Source organism: Aureibacter tunicatorum (assembly GCF_036492635.1).
Lineage (GTDB): Bacteria > Bacteroidota > Bacteroidia > Cytophagales > Cyclobacteriaceae > Aureibacter > Aureibacter tunicatorum.
Map to the genome: position 1 here is coordinate 3,099,473 of NZ_AP025305.1, position 26,449 is coordinate 3,125,921.

Annotated in this window: 17 protein-coding genes; 4 read left to right on the plus strand and 13 right to left on the minus strand. The window is 37.9% G+C overall.

Annotated elements, in window-relative coordinates; genetic code table 11:
- Positions 1-57: 57 nt before the first annotated feature.
- On the minus strand, positions 58-657 hold the full coding sequence (locus AABK36_RS13125) for a hypothetical protein (protein WP_309938467.1): 600 nt from the start codon (positions 655-657) through the stop codon (positions 58-60).
- 96 nt (positions 658-753) lie between these two features.
- Between AABK36_RS13125 and AABK36_RS13130 the strand changes: the two genes are divergently transcribed.
- A complete protein-coding gene (locus tag AABK36_RS13130) occupies positions 754-1,995 on the plus strand; it encodes a nucleoside recognition domain-containing protein (RefSeq protein ID WP_309938466.1) in 1,242 nt (413 codons plus the stop codon).
- A 239-nt stretch (positions 1,996-2,234) separates the two neighbouring features.
- A complete protein-coding gene (locus AABK36_RS13135; protein WP_309938465.1) occupies positions 2,235-2,708 on the plus strand; it encodes a DUF7832 domain-containing protein in 474 nt (157 codons plus the stop codon).
- Between the two features lie 62 nt (positions 2,709-2,770).
- Here the strand turns inward: AABK36_RS13135 and speD are convergent, their stop codons facing one another.
- Complete coding sequence (speD, locus tag AABK36_RS13140) at positions 2,771-4,045, minus strand: adenosylmethionine decarboxylase (protein WP_309938464.1); 1,275 nt, start codon at positions 4,043-4,045, stop codon at positions 2,771-2,773.
- Positions 4,046-4,058: 13 nt separating this feature from the next.
- Positions 4,059-4,766 (minus strand): 2-phosphosulfolactate phosphatase, encoded by a 708-nt coding sequence (locus tag AABK36_RS13145; RefSeq protein ID WP_309938463.1) that lies wholly within the window; start codon positions 4,764-4,766, stop codon positions 4,059-4,061.
- 194 nt (positions 4,767-4,960) lie between these two features.
- Between AABK36_RS13145 and AABK36_RS13150 the strand changes: the two genes are divergently transcribed.
- Positions 4,961-6,352 carry a S41 family peptidase gene (locus AABK36_RS13150; protein ID WP_309938462.1) on the plus strand — a complete coding sequence of 464 codons (1,392 nt, stop codon included), beginning with the start codon at positions 4,961-4,963 and terminating at the stop codon, positions 6,350-6,352.
- Between the two features lie 71 nt (positions 6,353-6,423).
- Here the strand turns inward: AABK36_RS13150 and AABK36_RS13155 are convergent, their stop codons facing one another.
- The 3 genes from AABK36_RS13155 to AABK36_RS13165 form a co-directional block, all read right to left on the minus strand.
- Positions 6,424-7,848 carry a PepSY domain-containing protein gene (locus AABK36_RS13155; RefSeq protein ID WP_309938460.1) on the minus strand — a complete coding sequence of 475 codons (1,425 nt, stop codon included), beginning with the start codon at positions 7,846-7,848 and terminating at the stop codon, positions 6,424-6,426.
- 59 nt (positions 7,849-7,907) lie between these two features.
- Positions 7,908-10,190: a TonB-dependent receptor domain-containing protein gene (locus tag AABK36_RS13160; RefSeq protein ID WP_309938459.1), complete on the minus strand. Its 2,283-nt coding sequence runs from the start codon at positions 10,188-10,190 to the stop codon at positions 7,908-7,910.
- A 319-nt stretch (positions 10,191-10,509) separates the two neighbouring features.
- Positions 10,510-10,875: a hypothetical protein gene (locus tag AABK36_RS13165; RefSeq protein ID WP_309938458.1), complete on the minus strand. Its 366-nt coding sequence runs from the start codon at positions 10,873-10,875 to the stop codon at positions 10,510-10,512.
- A gap of 198 nt (positions 10,876-11,073) precedes the next feature.
- On the opposite strand from AABK36_RS13165, the gene dnaN reads away from it, so the two are divergent.
- Positions 11,074-12,207 (plus strand): DNA polymerase III subunit beta, encoded by a 1,134-nt coding sequence (gene dnaN / locus AABK36_RS13170; RefSeq protein ID WP_309938457.1) that lies wholly within the window; start codon positions 11,074-11,076, stop codon positions 12,205-12,207.
- A gap of 28 nt (positions 12,208-12,235) precedes the next feature.
- Here dnaN and AABK36_RS13175 read toward each other — a convergent pair whose 3' ends face one another.
- From AABK36_RS13175 to AABK36_RS13205, 7 genes are all read right to left on the minus strand, one after another.
- A complete protein-coding gene (locus AABK36_RS13175) occupies positions 12,236-13,528 on the minus strand; it encodes an OmpA family protein (protein WP_309938455.1) in 1,293 nt (430 codons plus the stop codon).
- Between the two features lie 18 nt (positions 13,529-13,546).
- The gene (locus tag AABK36_RS13180) at positions 13,547-14,563 is read right to left on the minus strand and encodes a PorP/SprF family type IX secretion system membrane protein (protein WP_309938454.1); all 1,017 of its coding nucleotides are present in this window, start codon (positions 14,561-14,563) and stop codon (positions 13,547-13,549) included.
- A gap of 49 nt (positions 14,564-14,612) precedes the next feature.
- Positions 14,613-22,310 (minus strand): HYR domain-containing protein, encoded by a 7,698-nt coding sequence (locus AABK36_RS13185; protein ID WP_309938453.1) that lies wholly within the window; start codon positions 22,308-22,310, stop codon positions 14,613-14,615.
- 263 nt (positions 22,311-22,573) lie between these two features.
- A complete protein-coding gene (locus AABK36_RS13190; RefSeq protein ID WP_309938451.1) occupies positions 22,574-23,179 on the minus strand; it encodes an aspartyl/asparaginyl beta-hydroxylase domain-containing protein in 606 nt (201 codons plus the stop codon).
- 83 nt (positions 23,180-23,262) lie between these two features.
- Positions 23,263-24,312 (minus strand): SAM-dependent methyltransferase, encoded by a 1,050-nt coding sequence (locus AABK36_RS13195; protein ID WP_309938450.1) that lies wholly within the window; start codon positions 24,310-24,312, stop codon positions 23,263-23,265.
- 28 nt (positions 24,313-24,340) lie between these two features.
- The gene (locus AABK36_RS13200; protein WP_309938449.1) at positions 24,341-25,288 is read right to left on the minus strand and encodes a methionyl-tRNA formyltransferase; all 948 of its coding nucleotides are present in this window, start codon (positions 25,286-25,288) and stop codon (positions 24,341-24,343) included.
- Positions 25,289-25,301: 13 nt separating this feature from the next.
- Positions 25,302-26,447 carry a type 1 periplasmic-binding domain-containing protein gene (locus AABK36_RS13205; RefSeq protein WP_309938448.1) on the minus strand — a complete coding sequence of 382 codons (1,146 nt, stop codon included), beginning with the start codon at positions 26,445-26,447 and terminating at the stop codon, positions 25,302-25,304.
- Positions 26,448-26,449: the final 2 nt, after the last annotated feature.

Below are 26,449 nucleotides of genomic sequence, written 5' to 3' on the forward strand. Positions count from 1 at the left end.
GACGTCGAACTCATATTCATGTATACGCAAAATAAAAAGTTATGTTCCTAATAATTATTAGTTTTCATTAGAAAATGGGTCGTATTTTTTTACTATTATTTCTCCGACTTTTTCAGTGGTTAATTCAAGTTGTTGTATAGGCAAACTTTGTATCTGACTTACAGATCGTTCCAAAGAATCCAAAACAATCACCAACACCCTCAAGCTATCTCCCTCGCCATCTGGCACATACCTATATCTTGGGCTTTGAGACCATAACACAAGCTCATTGGAAACCACCTGATCATCCGTACTGTCTCCAACATACCAAACTCCCAAATTCACTAATGAATCATTCTGATACCCACAGTTTTCTTTTAATTTAAATTCAAACATTACAGGGAAAAAACTCTGTGTCGGCGTCCTATCTCCTTCTGTAACATAAACTTCAGCATTTTGTATATATCTCAAAGCAATTGAATCACAAGAAGTCAATTCTTTCTTTGTTCCATTTATGTCCAATTCGCCTAATTGCCAACCCAATAAACCATTTGCATTCGCCAAGGCATATCCATATTGAGCGGCAGTATATCCTTCAAAATTGATCGTTTCCCCGCAAGAAAAACATAACATCAACGCAAATAATGAAGCTAACCAAATTGGAGTTTTCCTTTTCATATAAAAGTAAATTTGTGTTAAATCCCGAAATTAAGTATAATGAACCTATTCTGAAATGATTTTGTTAAAAAGCGACGCAAAATATACACAGCACATATGGCACTCAATTACATTTGGATATCTTTTTTTGTCATCTCATTTGTCGTAGGTCTTGTAAAATTGATCTTCTATCATGACACCAATATCTTTCCTGCGATGATGGAATCTTGCTTTGAAATGGCTAAAACTGGTTTCGAGCTATCTTTATGGCTTACAGGAGCAATGGCTCTCTGGCTTGGCATATTAAATATTGGTGAAGAAAGCGGCATCATAAAAAAACTAACCAAAGTAGTTTCGCCATTTTTCAAAAAGCTCTTCCCCGAAATTCCTGAAAATCATCCAGTGCTTACTCCTATGATTATGAACTTTTCAGCGAACATGCTTGGTCTTGATAATGCGGCTACTCCATTAGGCTTAAAAACCATGCAAGGTCTTCAAGAATTGAATCCGCATAAGGATAAGGCTTCCAACGCTCAAATCATGTTTTTGGTTTTGAACACAAGTGGATTGACACTTATTCCTATTAGTGTGATGATCTATAGACAGCAATTTGGAGCCGCAAACCCAAGCGATGTCTTTATACCTATACTTCTCGCTACTTTCTTTTCAACACTTGCCGGATTAATTTCGGTTTCTATTTTCCAAAAAATCAATCTTTTTGACAAAACTATTATCGGTTTTCTTGGTGGAATGACCCTGCTTATCTCATGCCTGATTTACTATTTTTCAACTCTGGAAAGTTCCGAAGTCCAAATTATTTCGAAAACAGCAAGCAACGTCATCTTATTTGGTGTAATTATTGGAATAATCCTTCTTGGTTTAAAAGCGAAAATAAATGTATACAACTCATTTGTGGAAGGCGCGAAAGGAGCCTTTGATATCGCAATCACAATCATCCCTTACTTGATTGCCATGTTGGTTGCCATTGGTGTATTCAGAGCAAGCGGTGCTATGGATTATATCATTGAATTAGCGAAATCAATTATAGGAGTTTTTGGCGTAGACAGTCGCTTTGTTGACAGTCTCCCTACAGCCTTTATGAAACCCTTAAGTGGCAGTGGCGCTAGAGGAATGATGGTGGAAACTATGAAAACTCATGGAGCGGATTCCTTTCAAGGTTTTTTAAGCAGCATAATGCAAGGCTCAACGGAAACTACTCTTTATGTTGTCGCTTTATATTTTGGAGCAGTAAAAGTAAGAAACAGCAGACATGCCATTACATGTGGTTTAATCGCCGATGCAGTGGGTATAATCGCCGCAATATTTCTTGCGTATATTTTCTTCACGGAAACCAAATAAAATTATGAATATCAAACAAATCTCATTATATTGTTTCAATTTTCAAAGTTAGTAATTTTTGCCAAATGTTAATTTCTTAGAAGAATATGTGCAAAATCGTATTAATCTTAAAGAATTTTGCTTATATTAAGCTTTTAACGGGAGGGAAATTCAATTTTTCATATTTTCCATATAAACATTATCAATAAAAATACTGTTATTTTTAGGTATATAATTATTTGACGAATAAGGTAAACTTTATGGGTGAGCAAGACGCAAATGATATAAAGAAAAACAAACTCAATAAAACCATATATGACAATGCAAAAAATCACTTTTTGGGAAATTTTCCTGAGCACTTGCCAATAGAGCAAGCTTATGTTCATATAGGAATTTATCTTGGGTGGGTGATTGACAGCAAGCTATATTCGGATTTTTTCTCTGAAGAAGCTGAAACAGAAATATACAGATTCTCAAGAAGAGAATTTCCTTGCACAATATTAAGTGAGATTTGGGATGGATATTTAGGTTTCGAATTATTCAACGAAGTAGGAAACTTGTTTACAAATTACTACTACGGAGGAGGTCTGTATCACAGGGATTATCGCGAAAACTTAGCGAATATTCTGCCTTCAATTTATCATGTTGAAGACACATGGGATAATTATGAAAAAATGTCTAAAATCATCAATACTAGATTTGAAGATTGGAAAAGATTAATACATATTGGGTAACCCAACCAATATAAAACCACTCATAAAATAACACATGTGTGCCGAAGTTTACTTTTCAGAGATTAATATTCGGCACATTTTAATTTCTCCTCCAATAGTTTCTTTAAGTAATTCGGCTTTTTAAAACCTCCTTCATGCATTTCTAAATTATAAAAGCTAAGCTCAGCCAAAAACAATTTCTCTTCTACTTTCTTTTGATCAACTGAGGTAAAATCTATCAAAGAGTTATCTGTACCTATCAAAAAATATTTTCTTCCTGAGTACTCCCCACCTGCCAACGCGCTATATATTTCTACATTCTTAAATAGCTGAAAAAAAGATTTGCAATTCGAGTCAAAACTTGACTCATTCAACTCTTTAGTAACTATAGGCATAACATAAATTGCATCAGGAGCCCCTTTTTCTTTTATCTTTTCAATGCTAAACTCATTATACAATAATGAATTATCCAAATCAATAAGAATCAAGTCAAACCTAATTCCACTGCTATTCTTCAAGAATTCAAAAGCATCCTGATTAACTACTTTCAATCTATCATCTTCAAATGCATTTGAAATTATCTTAAAATGTTCTTTTGAAGCCTTCATTACTTCTGAATCTCTTTCCACGAGCCTAATAGCGTCAATTTCAGAGTATTTAACTAATTCAGCCAACAGACAACCATCTCCTCCTCCCAATACTAAAACATTGCTTTTTTCTCGCAAAAACATTCCTGGAACATGAGCAAACATTTCATGAAAAACAGAAGCATCTCGTTCCGTTATCACTGCATTTCCATTCAACGCTAAAACTTTGCCTAATGCATAAGAATCATAAACTTCTACTGTTTGATATGAACTTTTAGCAAAATACAATCGTTTCCCCTTTTGTCTAAAAGAGAAAGCTGTATCCTCATCTCTTTCTGTAAACCATATATTTCTAGACTGAACAGACGCTTGGCTAGGTTTGACTATAGAATCCGATACTAATGATGATTCCTTCATCAATCGTTTTTCTCCTCTTCTCATCTCAATAGTGGACCCATAATCAGCATTCAAGGCCTTCTTCAAATATTCATAAGCTACCCAAGGGTCGACAGTTGTGCCACAAGTAAACAAATCCACTGCGGCAAAACCATATTCAGGCCAAGTGTGGATGGCGAGGTGGCTTTCTTGAATGACGACAACTCCTGAAACCCCAATAGGAGAAAAATGATGAAAGGTGGTATTCACAACAGTGGCACCTGAAGCTTCCGCAGCTTTAATCATAGCTTCTTCTATTCCGGGCACATCATCGAGCTTATCCCTATCGCATTCAAATAGCTCTACCAATATGTGCATACCTAACGAATTCATCATAATTTCGACTTATTTAATTCAATACTTTCAATTCTTCCCCGTCCAATAATGGCACAATATCAAAAACATCCTTGCTTAAGCAAAAATCGATATCCTTTTCAATATTCAATCGCTTCAACCTTTGAACATGAGAGGATTGCTTTACATATTCCAGCAAATTATTCTGAGCATCCAGCCATAAGTCTCTACTCATCAAGACTGCATCGCTATCCGATTCAAACTCATCTTTCAATGATTCTGCCAACGCACCTGCGTAAAGCGTATCCTCAAGATTAACTCTCCCTTTCCAACCAGCGCAGACAATCAACAAATCCTCAGGCAAGTTTTTTAAATATTCAACAACAGCGCTTAAATTCAAAAATGCTCCAATAATTACTCGTTCTGCTTCCTTGGACTTTTCAATCGCAACGGTCCCGTTCGTAGTAGTAACTGCAACAGACTTCCCCTTCACGCTTGCCTCCATGTAACTGTATGGAGAATTACCTATTTCAAAGCCTTCCACCTTAGCTCCATTTCTTTCAGCGGCTCCAATATACCCCTTGCTTCTCAAACTTTGGCATTCCTCCAAAGTCATTACTGGCTTTATGGACTTTACTCCATTAGCCAAACCAGACACCATGCATGAAGTAGCTCTTAATATATCAGTCACAACCACGTTCTTTCCTTTCAGATCATACAAATGTATCATCTCCGGCGACATGCATATTTCAACTTTTCTCATATAAAAATATTTTAACAAGGCCCAAAGGTAATATATTCTTTTCTTTCAAAAATAGTGGATGACAATTTTTCTATAATTTTAAGAATATTGCAACAAGTCTAAAATAAAAAAGCATCAAGATAATTCATGAAAAAGATTTTTTATAATTATAAAAATATCATTAGATTATAAAACAGATAAAATATGAGCACTTTATGAAAAAATCATTCATTATATTTTTCCCATTTCTAATTTTTATAACGGCTTGCCAAACAGAAGATTTAAGCCAAAATGAACTGATTAACGGAAATATTTATCAGCAAATGGACGACATCTACTTATGGCGAGAAAACATGCCATCATCATCTAGTGTCGACCGAAACCAAAAACCAGAAAATTATTTCGATCAATTAATATACAAATCAAAAGACAAATGGTCTGAAATCTATAATGAACCTATAGAAAATATAGCAAGTTCCAAGGCACATAATGCAGGAGAAAGCACAGGCTTTCTTGCATTAGCTTACCCTCTTGACTATAGAATTCAGCAAAATGGAATAATTATAAATTACTTCAGTTCTTTATTCAATTATTTAGATAATAACAAACCTAATCAATACATAGGATGTATCGGTTATGTTGAAAAAAATTCTTCTGCAAGTATGATGGGGTTAAAAAGGGGAGACTTTATAATTAAAGTAAACAACGAAACATTAACCAATACAAATGCTACTGACTTATTATACAATACAGACGACATGAATTTGGAAGTTTTAAGTTCTAATGAAGACGGGTCTTACACAACAAAGAACATGTCCATTTCCAAATCAAATATAAGTTATAATCCCTTTTACTTTAAAAACACCTATAATATTCAAGGGAAAAAAATTGGCTACTTAGTTTTCAATTCATTTATATATGAGACTTACGATACTCAAATGCAGAGTATCTTTAATGAGTTTAAAAGTCAAAATATTGATGAATTAATTTTAGACCTAAGATACAATCTTGGCGGAAGCGTAGTAACAGCGAATTTAATGGCTGATTATTTAGCGCCATTAAAATCAGACGGGCAGCTATTTACAAATAAAATATGGAACGAAAGGTACATGCAATATCTTAAAGAAAGCGAAGGAGAAAACTCTTCCAATCTTAAAGATTTCATAGGCAAGAACAGAAACAACCTTGAATTAAATAATTTATATATTATTACAGGATTCAATACTGCTTCAGCTAGCGAGCTAATCATTAATGGACTCTCACCATATATGAATATAATACAAATTGGTTTAACTACCGCAGGCAAATACACAGCATCAATCCCAATATCCAATGAAGCCGATAAGAATTGGACGATACAGCCGATTGTTTACAAAAGTGAAAACGCTTGGGGAGTTACAGATTATGAGGATGGTTTTTTCCCTGACTATCAGGTTCCTGATGATTTTTGGAATCAACTAGGCGATTTAAATGAAGCCCGTCTTAATGTAGCATTTCAACAAATCATAGGCATTCCATCTTCTGCCCGCAGAACTACTACTGAGCAAAACTTCAACCAACCTTTAACTATTCCTAATATCAAAAGCATGCATGATCATTTAAGGTAAAAAATAATTCTAACTGATAACTATATCTATCAGTTAGAATTAACTTTAAATATCAAGAGCCTCAATTATTATCATAATAGTGTTCGCAAGCCAAAAAACACTACTAACAAAATCATCAATATTGACACAACCACTATCGAATCCCTAAACGGCTTGCCCAGCGAATCTAAGAAATGTAATTTATGCAGCATTGAAAAGCTCAAGCCTTCCAATCTTTTGTAATCATCAACCATAACAGAAAGTGATGAAGTATTATTCTCTACATAAACCGACAAATTATTTTCTGACTTAAAATTCACTCGATTTACTGGCAATTTTTTATTAATAAACCCATAATCATGATTGAACTTTCGAATTAATCCGACAGATTCTACCTCTTTTAGTTCTTTATCGGCAAATGTTGTCGCCAAATATTTGGCATAATCATCATCTGTGAAATTTATCTTCTTTCCCTCCAAACTATAAAAAGACGTTTCTTTAGTTGAATTAACTCTAAAAGCATTTTCTTGACCAATTTGAACCAAGTGAAAATTTGAAACTTTCATATCCGCAACCGCGAAAGGGTTAAAGTTTATGGCGGATGTTTCAAATTCATTTTCTAAAAAAAACTCATATCTGTTGTCAAGGTCAAATTTTAACAAAGCATGAAAAATTCCACTAAAACTAAACATCAAAATAAAAATACTCGAAATCAAGCCTACCTGCCTATGCCTTTTTCTATTTCTTAGCTTCGGCAAAGACTTCATTCTTTTGTACTTAAACCAATTTCTGATATATATCCAAATTCCAAATATGGAAGAAATCAGCAATACCATTAGCAAGATGATTACTCCTATGATTCTAATTGGGTTATCACTATCTAGAAAACTCCAAGTATGAAAATTTCTAAAAAACCATTGGTAATAAATCTTAGCATTATCCATCAGAGTAGCAAGGCGAGAGTTATTGACATCCACATAAAGCGTCATATTATCATCTCTTTTAAATACTACTTTATAAACTGGCAAATACCTATTTATAGGCAAATATTCATTATCAAATTCATCGATATACTCAACCGATATCAGATCATGGTTAAAATCTTGTATAAAATATCTCGCTAAATATTCCGCATAACTTGAATCTCCACCTATTAATTTCTCCCCGCTTTCTGCATTTATAAAATGATTGTTCCCAGCTGCTAAAAATTGGTAATAAACAGAATCATCGATCATTACAGCTTTTGCATTATTAATCTTCGACTTGTTTAACACACCCAAAGCTGCTTGAAAAGACAATAAGGAATCATGGTTATCTACGTTGATCGACTCCACTCGACGCTTTGAAGGCTTCAGCTTAAAAAAATTGGACATAACCGGGTGCATAAAACCACTCAGACACCATAACACAACAGGCAATGCGCAAATTATTCCCAGCCACTTATGCCAACGATACAAACCTCGGTTCAAAGTTACTCCACTTTGAGTTTTTCTTTTGACTTTTACTTCTTCTATCATGCCTACTTCATAAAAAATTAAGAGGCGGACTAACATCTCGCCTCTTAACAACAAACCAACTACAATCTTTTTCTTTTGCCTACATTTATATTCAGCCCTACTTGAAAGGTTCTAGGCAACCCAGGGGTGTATTGCTTTCTTCCATAACTCAATGAAGCTCTCGTAGCATACAACTCATCCGTAATATTCATAATGTTTCCCCATACTTCAACAAATTTAAACGTATAAGAAGCTCTGGCATTCAACAAATTATATCCTTCATATTCTTCCGAATTCTCCTGATCCATGAAATACGAACTTACTCTCTGCCACTCAAAACTAAACTTAAGCCCTTTTACAATTACAGGTCGATAATCTATCCCCGCATTAAAGATCCAACTAGGAGCGCCAGGCATTTCATTCCATCCAAAGTCATTTCCTTTTTCCACATACTCCATATACCTGTGCACAGAATTGCTACCACTCGCTCTCAAGGCTAATTGTTCTACAGGCTTGTATTTCACACTATACTCTAGCCCATAATGAAGCGTTTTACCAGCATTTCTATTGATAAAAGAGTCATCTTCCAGCCTTACGGATATGATCTCATCATGGCCAATCATTGCATACATTGCAAAATCCAGAATCAATTTATTGGATAGGAAAGAGCGCCAGCCACCAAGTTCAAAATTATCAAATTTTGCAGGCTTTAGCTCAGGCACTTTCACCCCTCTATACAACTCACCCACAGAAGGAGGAACAAATCCTCTGCTGTAGTTCCCAAACATTCCGAAATCATTTGTGAAATTATAAATAACCCCCACTCTAGGAGAAAAGCTTCTAAAAACATCTTTCGAATTTGGCGCTCCGGAAAATGACTCCTTAGAAAGAAAATTTCTATAATCATACACAAAGCGATCCAACCTAAGACCTAAAGAAACTTGCAACCGGCTTGTAAATTTCAACTCAAAATTGGTATAAGCCGCCATATTTCTCACATCCACTTCATAATCTGTCAATAAAGAATCTGTCTCCTCATAACTCTCGAAAATTCCATCCTCTGACTTATTAACTTTAATCAAATAGGCTTCGTAAGCCATAGGAGAATTATCAAAACTCACCCCACCAGTCAAAATCGCGCCCTGCAATAGATTAAATTCCTGAGTGTGTTGAATCAAACCGACATAACTACTAAAGCTATTACTATTTATCTCTCCATTATTATGTCTAGGACTTAATCTATAAGATGGAATTTGATCCGTTGTATTGTTTCTGTATTGAAAAGTAAAAGATGTTTTCCCAGACTCGCTCCAACGATGATCTACTCTTGTTTTCACTCTTAATGCATTTACATCTCTTTCTGTAAATCTATGAAGGCTCTTGAATTCATTAGCGAAAAACCCAGCACTATCTATCGAACCAGCCATATCCGCTCTATAATCCACCCAAGTCATTCCCGCTGAAACATCCGTTTTATTAGATAACGCATAAGTTAAATTAGCAGTAATCGCGTTTTTCTCCATGTCACTATACTCACGGTATCCATCTTTTTGTCTCGCAAGATATCCTCCAATAGCAACACCAAGTCTTCCTTGAGTTCCTGTAGCCTTAAAGTCCGTTCTTGCATACCCTTGATCTGATATTCTCACGCCAAATCTTGCTTCTGGCGAATGCGTTGGTTTTGTCGTAATCAAGTTGATCGCCCCACCTATCGCTTCGCTTCCGTAAATAGATGAAGCAGGACCTCTGACTACTTCTATTCTATCCATCATCGCCATATCCATCTCAAGCATTGCATTGTGATTAAAATTACCTGTCGGTCGAATTGGAAGGCCATCTTCAAGGTATAAAAATAAACTTTTCGTTGAAATAGGCTGACGAATGGACATCATATGCTGTTCATTCCCTAAATCCACCATATGAACACCTGGAATAGTATTCAAAACCTGATCCAAAGAATTAGGCTTGAACTTATCAATATCATCGCTTCCGATCTTTGAAATCGCCATAGGCAACTCATCTCTTCTTCTCTCATCTCTATTTCCTGTTACAAGAACCTCTTGTAATCCGATGCTAGAAGCTTTCATCAATACCAATGATGAATTTTTAGACCTCATTTCCTTGTTGTCATAGCCCATCATAACAAAGTGAAGCAAAATCTCCCGATTTGGAACTTGAATAGTAAAGTTGCCATACAAGTCAGTCATAACTCCAGACTTTTGGCCTAAACTATCATAATACACACTAACACCAATTAATGGCTCTTCTGTTTCCAAATCAGCGACTCTTCCTTTCACTTCAAATTGGGCATAGGATGCCTGCCCAAGCAAACACATAAGTATGCTTAGATATATGTATTTCATAACTATTGTTTATTAATTTTTATTATTGCCCATAACGTATAAAACTAATAGGCATAGCGGTATTCGATACTTTACAAAGAATTAATGATGGTTCGAACCCAAGGCAATCATTAATCCCGCAAAGAGAACATTATCAAATAATTAAAGATTACAGGAATTCATTCATTGCAGCAATACAACTAACATAGTGTTATACTTGAGACCTCAAAATGAGATATCCCATAGGACACAATCAATAGTGTTGCATGCATGAACTTATGGCAAAATAATGTCCATAAGCTTCAAAAAGCTGTTAAATGAATTAAATAGGAAGTGTTATTTAGGCGATTGGAGGCCTGAAAATCGAAGAATGGTAATCTTGAAGAGACAAGTCTTCATAAAAAACATGCTTGGCAATGTGTTCAACATGCTCTAATCTTGAAAAAATAAAGGAATTCGCAAGCAAATTAGAAATTGGATAATCATTCATGTCGATAGCCAAACTCTTATCTTGCTCATTCGCTTTTTGCAATTCTTTGGATAAATAGCATTTCCCTCCGCATATTGTCATAGGCTTCTCCTTATTAATACACAAAAACTCGGCTATATACTCCTTGTTAAGCTCAAACTCAACATAAGGAGCAACCGGCCTTAGCATACCAAGGACATATAGGAATACCAATATATAAGCAAAGATTTTTCTCATGAGCTGCTAATTTCCAAAATTCTGAAACAACAATCAACAAAAAAAGTGATTATTATCACTCTAAAGTTTATCTAAAAAAATCATTCATATTGAAAGTCCAATTTGTGCCTGAATTTTGCTAAATTATTAGAGAATAAATGTTTACATTTGTGTGTTATAAAAACGCTAAATAAGATATAGATCGTAATATATAATAATATGAAGTTTATAGTTTCTTCTTCCGCATTGCTCAAGCAATTGTCGAATATCAATGGTGTGGTTGCCACAAACACTATTGTTCCAATCTTAGAAAACTTTTTGTTCGAAATCGATGGAGAGCAAGGCAAATTAACCATTACTGCTTCTGATTTGCAAACTTCAATGATCACCGAATTGGATATTGAAGCTAAAGAAAGCGGTAGCATAGCTGTCCCTGCCAAAATACTCATGGATACTCTCAAGAATTTGCCGGAACAGCCGGTAACTTTCAGTATTGAAGAAGATTCTTATACGATAGAAATCAACTCGGAAAATGGTCGTTACAAGCTTGCAGGAGAAAATGCTACAGACTTCCCTAAAGCCCCAACTGTTAGCGATCCTTTAGAAATCAAAATCAGTTCGGTCGCGCTTAGCAATGCAATCAACAATACCATTTTTGCAACAAGCAATGATGATTTGAGACCTGCCATGACTGGTGTTTTCTTCAATATCAATAGCGAAGGAACAACTTTCGTAGCGACAGATGGTCATAGATTGATTAGGTACAGAAGAAGCGATGTAGTTTCTCAACAAGAAAGCTCTATAATTATTCCGAAAAAAGCGTTGACGCTTCTTAAATCCACAATTCCAAGCGAAGACACTGTGGTAAAAATAGAATTCAACCCAACAAACGCTTATTTTGAATTCGGAAATATTAAAATGATATCTCGCCTGATTGATGAAAAATATCCGGATTACGAAAATGTAATTCCGATGAATAATGACAATCACCTGATCATCGATAGACTATCTTTCCTAAGCTCATTGAAGAGAATCGCTATTTATGCCAACAAAACAACAAATCAAGTAAGGCTTAACATTGTTGGCAATACGGTAAACGTTTCCGCGGAAGACTTAGACTTCTCAAACGAAGCGAAGGAAAGCTTGATCGCTGAACATTATGGAAACGACATTGAAATTGGATTCAATGCCAAATTACTCATAGAAATGCTTAACAATATGGATAGCGACAAAGTAAACCTTCAGCTATCTCAACCAAACAAAGCCGGCCTTATGATACCTAATGAAGCAAAAGACAATGAAAATATCTTGATGCTCATTATGCCGGTAATGCTGAACTCATACCACGTTTAAAATAAAAAAAGAGGCTTAATAGCCTCTTTTATTTTTTATGAAAGGAAATAACCACCTTTCGATATTGTCTTCTTTCATTGATACTTTTGTGATCGCTGCCATCTACCACTCCTTTTCCTTCCGCATCTATCATTTTAAACTCTGGCCAAGCTGTTCGCAAATAATTCTTGACAGCCTCTGCTCTTTTCTCCGACAAAAGTTCATTATAATCCCTGTTGCCATAATCATCAGTATAACCAAACACATCCAATCTAAGCGAGCTTTCTTCTTTTAAATTGCTCATGGCTTTATCAATTGCCTTTTTTTCGCTGTCAACTAATGTAGAACTATTAAAATCGAAGTGAACAACAATATTGCTAGGCAAAACAGCAACTTTTGGTTTTGGAGGCAATTTAGGTGATGGTTTTTCAATTTTCTCAGGCTTCTTTGGCGGTGCAATCTTCTCTTCTGTGATTTGATAAAGTTTTGCATAAGGGCTGTTTCTGTTACTGGAAAAAAACGCCTTATTTCCAGTAACAGAATAATATGCGTCAAATCCATTGGAATTCACAGGTTCTTTCATCAACTCAACCTCAGACCAATCCACCCAATTATCCGTCGACTTTCTGCTCACCTTATATATATCATAATCTCCTACTCCTCCGCTTCTATTAGACGAAAAATAAAGAGTCATCATATCCTCTGTCAAAAATGGCGATATTTCATTGCTCGTTGTATTCACCTGACTAGGCAATCGGATCATTTTCGACCATTCATCGTTTTCATTTTTATAAATCAAATAAATATCATCGCTACCAGTATGTCCATCATAGAATGAAACTAATATAACATTCCCAGCAGAGTGCACATTGAATCCAATATTTCCTTGTGGTTTTTTCTTCGCTATTTCTTTAATATCTTCATATTTCTCAGGCACCGACCATTCCTTGCCATTATAGTTGGAAACAGCCACTCCCATCGTTTGACCAATCAAGCCAGAAGGATATACATCATTCAAAAATAATTTATCTCCATTCAATGACACCCCAACCACAGCGTTGAAGCTATTATTATTTATGACATAAGGCAATGGAGTTGGATCTTCTATCCACTTGCCATCTTTATCTTGCTCAATCCAAAATACCCTTTGCACCAACTGATCATCATCATTACAAGCGGTTCTGACAAAGTATAATCGATTTGCTGCTCTCGAGTATATTGGCGACAGAACTTCGCATTTATTATTTACATTGGCTCCAAATTCATTCAACACCATTTTTTTTTGTTGTGCCAAAACAGCAAATGGCATCATCAGACATAGTATTATAATCGCATTTTTCATACTTCACTAAATTAAAGATTACCAAAAATACTTTTTCCCCGATCCTGCAAAGAGGTTGTACCCCAATACGATCTCATGGCTACCATCACTCATTGTTTCCATTTCAGGTGTAGGCAAATCATATGAATAAGATATATGCACTTTGTTTTTAATATTAAAGCCTATCATTCCTGCTACTGCTTCCTTGTCTTTGTAAGCAAAACCAAAATTCAACAAATTCTTGTAATCCGCTCTCAACGAAACCAAATATGCATCTTTATCAGAATTCAGTATCTTATAATGAACACTTGCCATCAATGACCAAAAAACATTAAGCCTATACTTATATCCCAAATCAATCAAATGCCCACGATAGCCAACCAATACATCAAGTTGATCGTCTGTTACCGACGTTCCAAAATATTGGCTGAAAGTATATCCAAAATATACATTTCGACTATGCAAAGCCAATCCAACATGTAGATCATAAGTTGTCGATTTGCCTTCTTCATTCAACAATCTTAAATACCTGATATCATCAACCTCTCTAATTCTTAAATTATCAATATCAAACCGTTGATGATCCAAATAGAAGCCAACGCCGGAAGACAGCATCCATTGACGAGTCAAAGGGACGTAATAAGCATAAGATATTCCTCCAACCGTATGGTCATACATTCCTGCTTCTCTTTTGTACACAAAACCTCCTAAACCATGTCTGGATACTCCTCCCATGATCGGCAAATTACTCTCATACTGATCAATTACCTTATCGTTCGAAAGCCACAAACTATTATACGGTTCATTCGTATTGTGAGAAATAGGCAATATTCCATTCAATCCCAAAAAGTAATTATTCGGAGGATTGTCTATTCCTGTCATCGACCTTCTATACCCGACATCAACACTCCAGAAATTATCAATTCCAGAAAACGCCGGATTCAAAATCTGAGGATTTTGATAATATTGACTATAAAAATTCTCTCTCTGCTGAGCCTTCAATACTTGGCATGTCAACAGAAAACATAAAATATAAATTAAGTTGATTTTTTGCATGACTAGAAATTTTTATAAAGAAGGCTGTTACACAGCCTTCTTTCTTCATCTATTTTACAATCATTAAAGGGCCTTTATAAGAAGCCTTATTTTCCACAGTAATCTCATAATAATAAGTACCATCTTTCGCTAGTTTTCCACGCACTGTCCCATCCCACTCATTATCACGGCTATAATTCTCTCTTTCAAATACCAAATTTCCAAATTGATCAAATACCCTGACCACATTGCTATCATATAGAGATAGATTTACAATATTCCAGCTATCATTTTTCCCATCATTATTTGGCGTAAAAATATTTGGAATATCAAGAGGCAAAGCTCTTGGCTCAAAGACGAATTCAAATACCAACTCATAAGTATTTTGAGACTGATCGCCTTGCGGCGGGTCTCTTTCTATTCCGTCATCCACTATGATTTTCACTTCAACACTTCCAACAAACTCTTGGTCTATAGTGACTAGATCAACCCTAAAGTTCCCGTCTCCAAGATCTTCAATATTAAAATTACTCTCACTAACAACTCCTTTTGGACTTGTCTCAATTGTGATAACTTGAGGACTTACTGGTTTACCTTCAGGATCAATTACTGAAATTTCTAGGCTTGGAACCCCATCTCCTACATCAACATTTTGCACCAAGTCCTCATCTGTATCCACGATCAAAGGATCATCAACTTCAATTACTTCTATGGTAACAGCGCTTCTTACTTCCACGCCTTTATCATCCTCAACCACAAATACTATTTCATGAATTTTTCCTCCATAATCTTCACCTGGTATCCATTCTATTTCTCCAGAATTTTCATCAACCTTAACTCCAAATCCATTAAACCTTGAATCAACTCTAAAAGTAAAGTCTTGAGCTGGAATATCGTCATCGTCAACCAACAATCTGAATTTCACTAGCTCTCCTTCTTTGACTACCTTATGTTCAACTTGCTGGATACGATGAACTTCATTCACTTCCTCTACTTTAATATTCAATGCAGTACTTGTAATCAACTCTGGATTCACTCTATCTGCCACATACACTTCAAATGAATATTCATTAGGCCCATTTTCCTCAGATGGAGTCCAAGATAAAAGTCCTGCTTGACTAATTGACAATCCTAAAGCTATCGCTCCTTCTGACAAGCTATAATCCAATGGATTTCTATTCGGGTCCATTGCTTTAACTTGATACAACAACTCTTCTTCCTCATTTACAACAAGTTCATCAATTGGATCAACGACAGGAGGCAATTGCATTTCGTTCACTTGTACTTGCATAGAACATGAAGCGCTATTTCCTTGAGAATCACTAACGGTCCAAACTATTGTAGTAAGACCTAATGGATAAAGCCCTGAAGCATCACTTGTTTGATTAAAATTATTCACCAATGTCAATCCATTAGCACAATTATCTGTATACGAAGGCTGTGGCACCAATACAGAAACAGTTTCATCATACGGAGAAATTAAAGTTTCAATATTTCCTGAACAGGTTATCTCTGGAGAAATTTCATCTTCAATAACAATTGTGATCTGCTCCGATGATTGATTTCCAGAAAGATCTGTTGCTGTCACAGTTAGTATCACATCTCCCAAATCTTCACAACTAAAAGTATTTCTATCAATACTCAAACTAAAACTTCCGCAATTATCTGTTGTCCCGTCATCCAAGTCACTTACAACAATAGTTGCTTGTCCATTTTCATCCAATGCGAGTGTCAAAGGTTTCAATTTCAAGACTGGAGCACTAGTATCTTCGACTTTCACCTTTGCTGTTCCCGTTTGAATATTCCCATGATTATCAGTCACTGTCAACACCACTTCATTATCTCCAAGGTCATCGCATGTAAATGAATTCGGAGAAACAGAAATACTCGAAACTTCACAATTATCTGAAGAACGATCATTGACTTGATCAGCAGTAATAGAAACCATACCATTTTCATCAAGACCAACTTCAATATCCATAGTTCGAACAAATGGTTTTATCTGATCGACAACTTGTACGTTAAAAGATTGCGTAGATGTATTTCCGTTAACATCTTCCGCCTCAAAAACCACACTTACAGAGCCAACTTCATCACAATTGAATATTGTTTGAGAGATGGATATAGACGCTATACCGCATGCATCAGAAGTTCCTCTATCTACATCTTGAGCAGTCAAGACAGCTTTGCCATTTTGATCTAAATAAACCGTTTGGTCCTCTATAACAATATTGGGTTGAATATCATCAACGATAGACACTATAGCTGTTTCACTATTTGAATTACCACTAGCATCTATAACATTCAATGTGATCGTATTATCTCCAACATCAGCGCATGAAAAAATCGAGTCACTTAAAACAAAAGACTGAATCATGCAATTATCTGTCGAACCATCATTTATATCCAAAGAGGATATCGTTGCATTTCCATTAATATCCAAATAAGCTGTAATATCCTGTGTGATTACCACTGGATCTGTATCATCAACTACTGTTTGATTTACTTGGCATGTTGTCGTATTCCCACTACCGTCTGTTGCCGTCAAAGTGATCGTCGTTGTACCCAAACCTAAGGTAGAGCCTGCGGCTGGTGATTGTGTAATTGTAGGAGAACCCGTGCAATTATCTGTTGCCGTAACCTGACCTGTCAAATCGGGACAAACCGCTTGACAATTTGAATTCGCGGATAAATTCGATGGGGTCGACGCGCAAACGGTTATCACTGGATCGGTAGCGTCAACTACTGTTTGATTTACTTGGCATGTTGTCGTATTCCCACTACCGTCTGTTGCGGTCAAAGTGATCGTCGTTGTACCCAAACCTAAAGTCGAGCCTGCGGCTGGTGATTGCGTAATCGTAGGAGAACCCGTACAATTATCTGTTGCCGTTACCTGGCCTGTCAAATCAGGACAAACCGCTTGACAATTTGAATTCGCGGATAAATTCGATGGTGTCGACGCGCAAACGGTTATCACTGGATCGGTATCGTCAACTACCGTTTGATTGACTTGGCAAGTAGCTGTATTACCGCTACCGTCTGTTGCGGTCAAAGTGATGGTCGTTGTGCCCAAACCTAAAGTCGAGCCGGCGGCTGGTGATTGCGTAATCGTAGGAGAACCCGTACAATTATCTGTTGCCGTTACCTGGCCTGTCAAATCAGGACAAATCGCTTGACAATTTGAATTCGCGGATAAATTCGATGGTGTCGACGCGCAAACGGTTATCACTGGATCGGTATCGTCAACGACCGTTTGATTGACTTGGCAAGTAGCTGTATTACCGCTACCGTCTGTTGCGGTCAAAGTGATGGTCGTTGTGCCCAAACCTAAAGTCGAGCCAGCGGCTGGTGATTGCGTAATCGTAGGAGAACCTGTACAATTATCCGTTGCAGTAACGCTTCCTGTTAAATCTGGACAAACCGCCTGACAAGAGGCATTCGCTGATAAATTCGATGGTGTCGACGCGCAAACAGTTATCACTGGGTCGGTATCGTCAACTACCGTTTGATTGACTTGGCATGTTGTTGTATTGCCGCTTCCGTCTGTTGCGGTCAAAGTGATCGTCGTTGTGCCTAAGCCTAAGGTCGAGCCGGCGGCTGGTGATTGAGTAATCGCTGGAGAACCCGTGCAATTATCTGTTGCCGTTACCTGATCTGTCAAATCGGGACAAACAGCTTGACAATTTGAATTCGCTGATAAATTCGATGGGGTCGACGCGCAAACAGTTATCACTGGGTCGGTATCGTCAACTACCGTTTGATTGACTTGGCATGTTGTCGTATTGCCGCTTCCATCTGTTGCGGTCAAAGTGATCGTCGTTGTACCCAAACCTAAGGTAGAGCCTGCGGCTGGCGATTGTGTAATTGTAGGAGAACCCGTGCAATTATCTGTTGCCGTTACCTGGCCTGTCAAATCAGGACAAACCGCTTGACAATTTGAATTCGCTGATAAATTCGATGGAGTCGACGCGCAAACGGTTATCACTGGATCGGTATCGTCAACTACCGTTTGATTGACTTGGCAAGTAGCTGTATTACCGCTACCGTCTGTTGCGGTCAAAGTGATGGTCGTTGTGCCCAAACCTAAAGTCGAGCCTGCGGCTGGTGATTGTGTAATTGTAGGAGAACCCGTGCAATTATCTGTTGCCGTTACCTGGCCTGTCAAATCAGGACAAACCGCTTGACAATTTGAATTCGCAGATAAATTCGATGGTGTCGACGCGCAAACGGTTATCACTGGATCGGTATCGTCAACTACCGTTTGATTGACTTGGCAAGTAGCTGTATTACCGCTACCGTCTGTTGCGGTCAAAGTGATGGTCGTTGTGCCCAAACCTAAAGTCGAGCCTGCGGCTGGTGATTGCGTAATCGTAGGAGAACCCGTACAATTATCTGTTGCCGTTATCTGGCCTGTCAAATCTGGACAAACCGCTTGACAATTTGAATTCGCTGATAAATTCGATGGAGTCGAGGCACAAACAGTGATCACTGGGTCGGTATCGTCAACAACCGTTTGATTGACTTGGCATGTTGTCGTATTCCCACTACCGTCTGTTGCGGTCAAAGTGATGGTCGTTGTGCCCAAGCCCAAGGTCGAGCCGGCGGCTGGCGATTGGGTAATTGTCGGAGAACCCGTGCAATTATCGGTTGCTGTTACGCTTCCAGTTAAATCTGGACAAACCGCTTGACAATTTGAATTCGCTGATAAATTCGCTGGTGTCGACGCGCAAACAGTGATCACTGGATCGGTATCGTCAACGACCGTTTGATTGACTTGGCAAGTAGCTGTATTACCGCTACCGTCTGTTGCGGTCAAAGTGATGGTCGTTGTGCCCAAGCCCAAGGTCGAGCCGGCGGCTGGCGATTGGGTAATTGTCGGAGAACCCGTGCAATTATCGGTTGCTGTTACGCTTCCAGTTAAATCTGGACAAACCGCTTGACAATTTGAATTCGCTGATAAATTCGCTGGTGTCGACGCGCAAACAGTGATCACTGGATCGGTATCGTCAACGACCGTTTGATTGACTTGGCAAGTAGCTGTATTACCGCTACCGTCTGTTGCGGTCAAAGTGATGGTCGTTGTGCCTAAGCCTAAGGTTGCGCCTGCGGCTGGTGATTGCGTAATCGTAGGAGAACCTGTACAATTATCCGTTGCAGTAACGCTTCCTGTTAAATCTGGACAAACCGCCTGACAAGAGGCATTCGCTGATAAATTCGATGGAGTCGACGCGCAAACAGTGATCACTGGGTCGGTATCATCAACAACCGTTTGATTGACTTGGCATGTTGTCGTATTGCCGCTACCGTCTGTTGCTGTCAAAGTGATGGTCGTTGTGCCCAAGCCCAAGGTCGAGCCGGCGGCTGGCGATTGGGTAATTGTCGGAGAACCCGTGCAATTATCGGTTGCTGTTACGCTTCCAGTTAAATCTGGACAAACCGCTTGACAATTTGAATTCGCTGATAAATTCGATGGTGTCGACGCGCAAACAGTGATCACTGGATCGGTATCGTCAACTACAGTTTGATTGACTTGGCACGTTGTCGTATTGCCGCTACCATCTGTTGCGGTCAAAGTGATCGTCGTTGTACCCAAGCCTAAAGTCGAGCCTGCGGCTGGTGATTGCGTAATTGTAGGAGAACCCGTGCAATTATCTGTTGCCGTTATCTGGCCTGTCAAATCGGGACAAACCGCTTGACAAGAGCCATTCGCTGATAAATTCGATGGAGTCGACGCGCAAACGGTTATCACTGGATCGGTATCGTCAACTACAGTTTGATTGACTTGGCATGTTGTCGTATTGCCACTACCGTCTGTTGCTGTCAAAGTGATGGTCGTTGTACCCAATCCTAAGGTAGAGCCGGCAGCTGGCGATTGCGTAATCGCTGGAGAAAGCGTACAATTATCTGTTGCCGTTATCTGGCCTGTCAAATCTGGACAAACCGCTTGACAATTTGAATTCGCTGATAAATTCGATGGAGTCGATGCACAAACAGTTATCACTGGATCGGTATCGTCAACTACCGTTTGATTGACTTGGCATGTTGTCGTATTGCCGCTTCCATCTGTTGCGGTCAAAGTTATTGTTGTTGTACCCAAACCTAAGGTAGAGCCGGCAGCTGGCGATTGCGTAATCGCTGGAGAAAGCGTACAATTATCTGTTGCCGTTATCTGGCCTGTCAAATCTGGACAAACCGCTTGACAATTTGAATTCGCTGATAAATTCGATGGTGTCGATGCACAAACAGTTATCACTGGATCGGTATCGTCAACTACCGTTTGATTGACTTGGCATGTTGTCGTATTGCCGCTTCCATCTGTTGCGGTCAAAGTGATGGTCGTTGTACCCAAACCTAAGGTAGAGCCGGCAGCTGGCGATTGCGTAATCGTCGGAGAACCTGTACAATTATCTGTTGCCGTTACCTGACCTGTCAAATCTGGACAAACCGCTTGGCAATTTATATTTGCTGATAAATTCGCTGGAGTCGATGCGCATACAGTTATCACAGGATCTGTATTGTCCACTACGGTTTGATTTACTTGGCAAGTAGCTGTATTACCGCTTGCATCTGTAGCGGTCAAGGTAATTGTCGTTGTCCCCAAACCTAAAGTAGAGCCAGCTGCTGGCGATTGCGTAATTGTCGGAGAAGCAGTACAATTATCTGTTGCAGTTACCTGACCTGTCAAATCAGGACAAATCGCTTGACAATTTATATTTGCTGATAAATTCGATGGCGTCGACGCGCAAACAGTAATCACTGGATCCGTATTGTCAGCAGTTACATTTACTGTCACCTGTCCACAACTTCCCGCTGTCACACAACCTCCTTCACCTCTAATAAAATAAGTCGTTGTTGTAGTCGGCGATACATTAATAGTAGATGATGTAGTTGTGCCTATTTGGGTTCCTCCACAAGAACCAGTATATACATGCCAAGCAGTAGCGTCATTCAAACTTCCCGTAATTGTTAAAGTAACACTCGCTCCAGAGCAAACTGAAGAAGAAGAACTTGAAATCGTTGGCACAGCAGGGTCTGTGCAACTCCCAGAAACTGTAAAAGCTGTAGAAGATGCCCCATAAGGAGTTCCATTATCAAACTCCCATTTAGTATAATCCATTAAATTTGTCAATAAAGTCGCCTTATCTCCAGTGTGCAAAGAACCTCCTTTATATCTGGCATTATCCACTTCGCTATTTAGACCATTTGGAAATAAACCAATAAAACCATTGCTCGCATTAGTCTTGCCAGTCGGTATCACTGAACCATTAGTTGAAGATGCCGCTGAAGTAAACCAAGCATTTCCTGATGAACCACTCACCCCATTATCCGCATGCAAACCTGCTATAACATTTGGTCCTGTTTGGAAAACAAATAAATTATCTCCAAATGAACCAAGCATGTTTCCTAATGTTGGTGAGAAGCTTCCAACTGAACTCATTGTAAAAGGCGTTGCTCCACTTGTGGTGGTATAAGTCATTGTCCCACAAGTCACATGCACTTCTTCTCCCGCTGATATAGCTGAATTAACCACAAACTTAATCGTGGACTCATTGCTATAAAAGCCAGTTCCATTCCAACCCTCATCCGTAATAAAAAACTCAGTGGAGGCTGTTGCATCAACTAAAAAGACATATGAGAATGTTTCATCATCTGAGTTGTACCTGGTGAAAGCAATATCACCATCTGTAAAAGTAGTTTGTCCATTAGCGCTTTGATGAAACGTTATCAAAGCTCCAAAAACAAGCATTAATCGTAAGAAATTTTTCATATCTATTAGTGAAGAATTATTAAACTATAATAACATGCAGCATTATTTCGCAACGCATCCTTCCTCCTTCACTAAATATTCACCCAAAGCGAAATCACTGATCATATACACTTTCAATGGAGTCAGTTAAGACTATTTAACTGACTAGGAAATATTCCAATTTTGATTCCTACTGAAGGTTTCAAAACATATTTCCCTTATGAGCGATTTTCTTTAGTATTTTTTACCCATAGCTTCGATATTTTAATTTGAAAAATCACAATTTATCTTATCTCCTGCTTAACCATGCTTTGCTCTATGGCAGCTCTTATCCAATCATTAGGTTGCATGTCTATTGTTAAATTAATCCTCTCTTTACTCCCTGAGTTGACAACTTTATGAGGATCTGTTAGTCTTAAATACCAACATTCGCCTGCTTCCATAAGAACCTCTTGGCTATTCAGATAAAATTTGACATCGCTTTGAACTGTAATCGGCACAGTCAACCTTATCACAGATTCTTTCACTTCCAACCCTAAAGTAGGGTCAACATGTTCCTCAACAGTGCAATTTGGAGCTAATCTCAGCAATCTGACCAAAGTCACTTTCGTATGCTCAGCAAAAAAGTCAACTACCTCTTTTAAATAAGGCGAAGTTTCCAAATCTTCCGTATTCATCCAATCTGTCCATGAACCGTCTGCATAATTATCAGATGGAGGAGGAAAAGGCAATGAATTGTCCACAACATGTGCAGGCGCTCTTAATGGCAACACATTGTAATACGTAAAATCCTTTGTAGCCAAGCTATCAACTTCCTCCATCATCCTTCTATAATCAAATGTGAAAGGCAATCTTATACGGTCATCAAAAACTATTTCTTCGGTTTCCATTCTAAAAAAATTCATAAAAAATAACCAATCTATTAAAGACTAAATTGTTTCGATCAATTTTCAAGCCAATTCTTACATTGAACTTAAGCGTATTCTTCAACCAAATCTTGGTTAAACTTTACCCTCAATTTTGAAAAAGGCGACAAGTGGAAAGAGAGCTGACATTCATCAAATGATTCTAATTCTCTCATATCTTCGATACACACCGGCATCGTTATATCGCATTGATTAGACTCGATAACAACATCGTCGCAAACTTTAATCTTTGTAAAAACTTCCAAAAAAGGATACTCCTCAAAGTCTTCACGTCTAATAATAAATTCTGACGCTGGGAAATCAACTTTTTCCGGATTTTCTTTCCATTGTTCAGAAACTGCTTTTATCGCAAATTTATCGAAATGAAAAACGGATGAAACAGATTTAGTATAAGGTTTTCCGCCTCTACCAATCATATTTCCATGTTCAAACCTATCGGCGTTCATCAAACCCGCACTCAAATGAATGTCTTCAGGTATCATAATCACATCTTCTTTCAATTGGGAAAGCAGATTAATGCAGATTGGTGCCTGAAATTCTCTCAGCAGAGCAGGCTGCATTGTTTCACATAACAACACATCGATTTTGTCAGGATTAGGCACCACATGTTTAGTCGCATCGCACTCCTCTATCGACAAAACAAATTCTTCCAAGTTCGTTATTCTCAAAAAATCCCTTAACTGAGAACAACTTAACGGGTTAATCTCCAAGCATCTTATTTTTAAATCAGAGGGAGAAAACTTGCTCATTAGCGGCAAAACCAGAGCTGCGAATGGGCCTGTTCCCGCATACATCAACTCCACATTTCCTTGCTTTTTCAATAAATCATTGACCACTTTATATGTTCCTTTCACAAACATTTTGGTCCTAATAATATCATCTATGCATTGAATCGCCCAATGAGGGCCTATCGCATTTCCGTACTTAGTATGTATGCAATCTTTATTCGAACTTTTAGTAATATCATATTCTGAACACTCAATCAGCAACTGTTTATAATCACTACACGCCTTAGCAAGCTCTTCCATATCAAGCTTATCCTTCAAAAATATATCGGTCAAAAGCTCTAAGCGAGAGAAAAAATCATTTCGATCCATGTATCACCTATTTATATTTTCTAAAAAATCATATTAATTCTTCTTCAAAGCTTTCCACTGGAATAGAAGTAAATCTCTCTTGAGCTTGAATGCCCAAGGCCGCGAATTTCAAGCCACTAAATACTCCTTCAGGCATTTGAATTACATTAATGCGCAGAATTTTCTTATCCTTGCATACCACAAATACCCCCATCTGAGGATCAGCTCTTACAATTGAACCTGCATCCATAAAAATCAATTCATTATTGTCGATCGGACTCACTTCGATGATTCGAACTTTTACCCCTCTGAACATTGTTGCCGCCCCATTATATTTCGGGTTGGCGGCATTGATCAAACTTTCAATTTGATCTGCTGTTTGACTTTCCCATTGAATGCAAAGATCCTCTTCAGTAGGTCTCGGTAATTGAGCGACAGGAACAGATTCAGTGTTTTCATAATGATCCTTCTTGATCGTCTCAATGACTTGGTTGATTAAGTTTGAGCTAAACATACTAAGACGACTTCCAAGCAATCCGTATGTCTCACCCGGTATGATTTGTAATTCCTGAGAATATACGACCTCGCCGCTATCAAAATATTGATTCATTCTATGCACAACTATATGCACTTTGCTCTCTCCATTTTTGAGAACCCAAAATAGTGGATCTGGTCCTGCATATTTTGGCAAATCGCCAAAATGCATATTATAAATTCCTTCTGAAAAACTTTCAAAAACCTGTTTATCAATTTTATATGGAAAACAAAAAACCAAAGCCAATGACGCATTCTTCCCATTGATCCAAGGTGTTAATTCATTCTCTTGATCCTTATTCTCAAGCTCAAACCATTGGACTTCCAATATTTCCAAATAATTGCAAAGAGCACTATTATCAACTCCTGAAGGCAACACAACACCTCCCAAAACACCTTCCTTATGAAGTTTCTCCACGACAGGCATTCCCCATATTCCGTTTGTAAATAGAATAATTTTCATAATCTTAAAAAATTTAATAGCACATATAAGGGTTAATAAATGATGAATTCATCTCGAATAAAGGAGCAATACTTTCCTCATTCTTAAGATCTTTTATATCGAATTCATCTATAATTCTATAATTATTCTTGTAATTAGAACCTGAAAAAAGGCAAACCTTTCTTTCCAACTGATGCGAATCAGGGTTCATTGATATTGTTTCAAAATCCGTATCTTCTTGATACGCCTCCCAAGTTTCAACTATCACTTCAAAAGTGTCAAGCTTACTCTCCAGCTTCTCAAAAGCCTTTGATAGAAACTTCCCTTGTTCAAAACCAAGATAATGGAATAAGTCAAGCTCAGTGCCCGGAAAATACTCTTGCACTCCAGTCTTCAAACTTCTAAAAGATTCATTTTCATGCCTCCAATTCGGAAATGCCCATAGTTTTCTTTTCCTATCATTCCCTTTGCAGAATGGCGAACATATTATGTCTGAAAATGAGCTGTTGTAAGTTTCTAAAAAGTTGCTCAGCATATTAGGATGCATCAAACATACAGCTACAGCATCTTTTTTTTCAATTCCTTCCAAATCCAACTCATCTTTCAGCTCTTCCACATTATTAGAATGAAGGGTAACATGTTTCTGTATAAAACCCTTGGATGCTTCCAAGCCATAATTAAACGCTCTCAAAGGATCATAACCGCTATCAAAAAAGCTGCTTAAAGAATATATGCTCTTTTCCCTGTACTGCTCGCCGACATGCTTCCCTAGATAATAATATGATTGCCAGTAATGCAAGCCATGAAAAAATAAGTGATCATAAACTTGATCTTCAGAAATAGCGGATTCTCCTAAATTGCATATAAGGATAGGAGTTTTCGTACCCTTTCCCAAATCTCCCAACATCATACCAGCCTGAGAGGATAAAAACCCAACAACACAAGTCAAACCACCTTCAATCATCAGTTCCTGCCAAGCCTTTTGAACACCTAGCAAAGATCCTCCCCCCACTTGTTTAATCTTCAGTTCTACCTCTTTTCCTTTAAAGGCACTTTTATGCAAAGTAAAATATAATTGAAGTCCTCTCACATAGTGGAGAGGAGCTTCTGGGTATGCGTGTGATTGTGGAATTAAAACTCCAACTTTTAATTTATCTTGTCTAGATGGTTTAGATAACATGT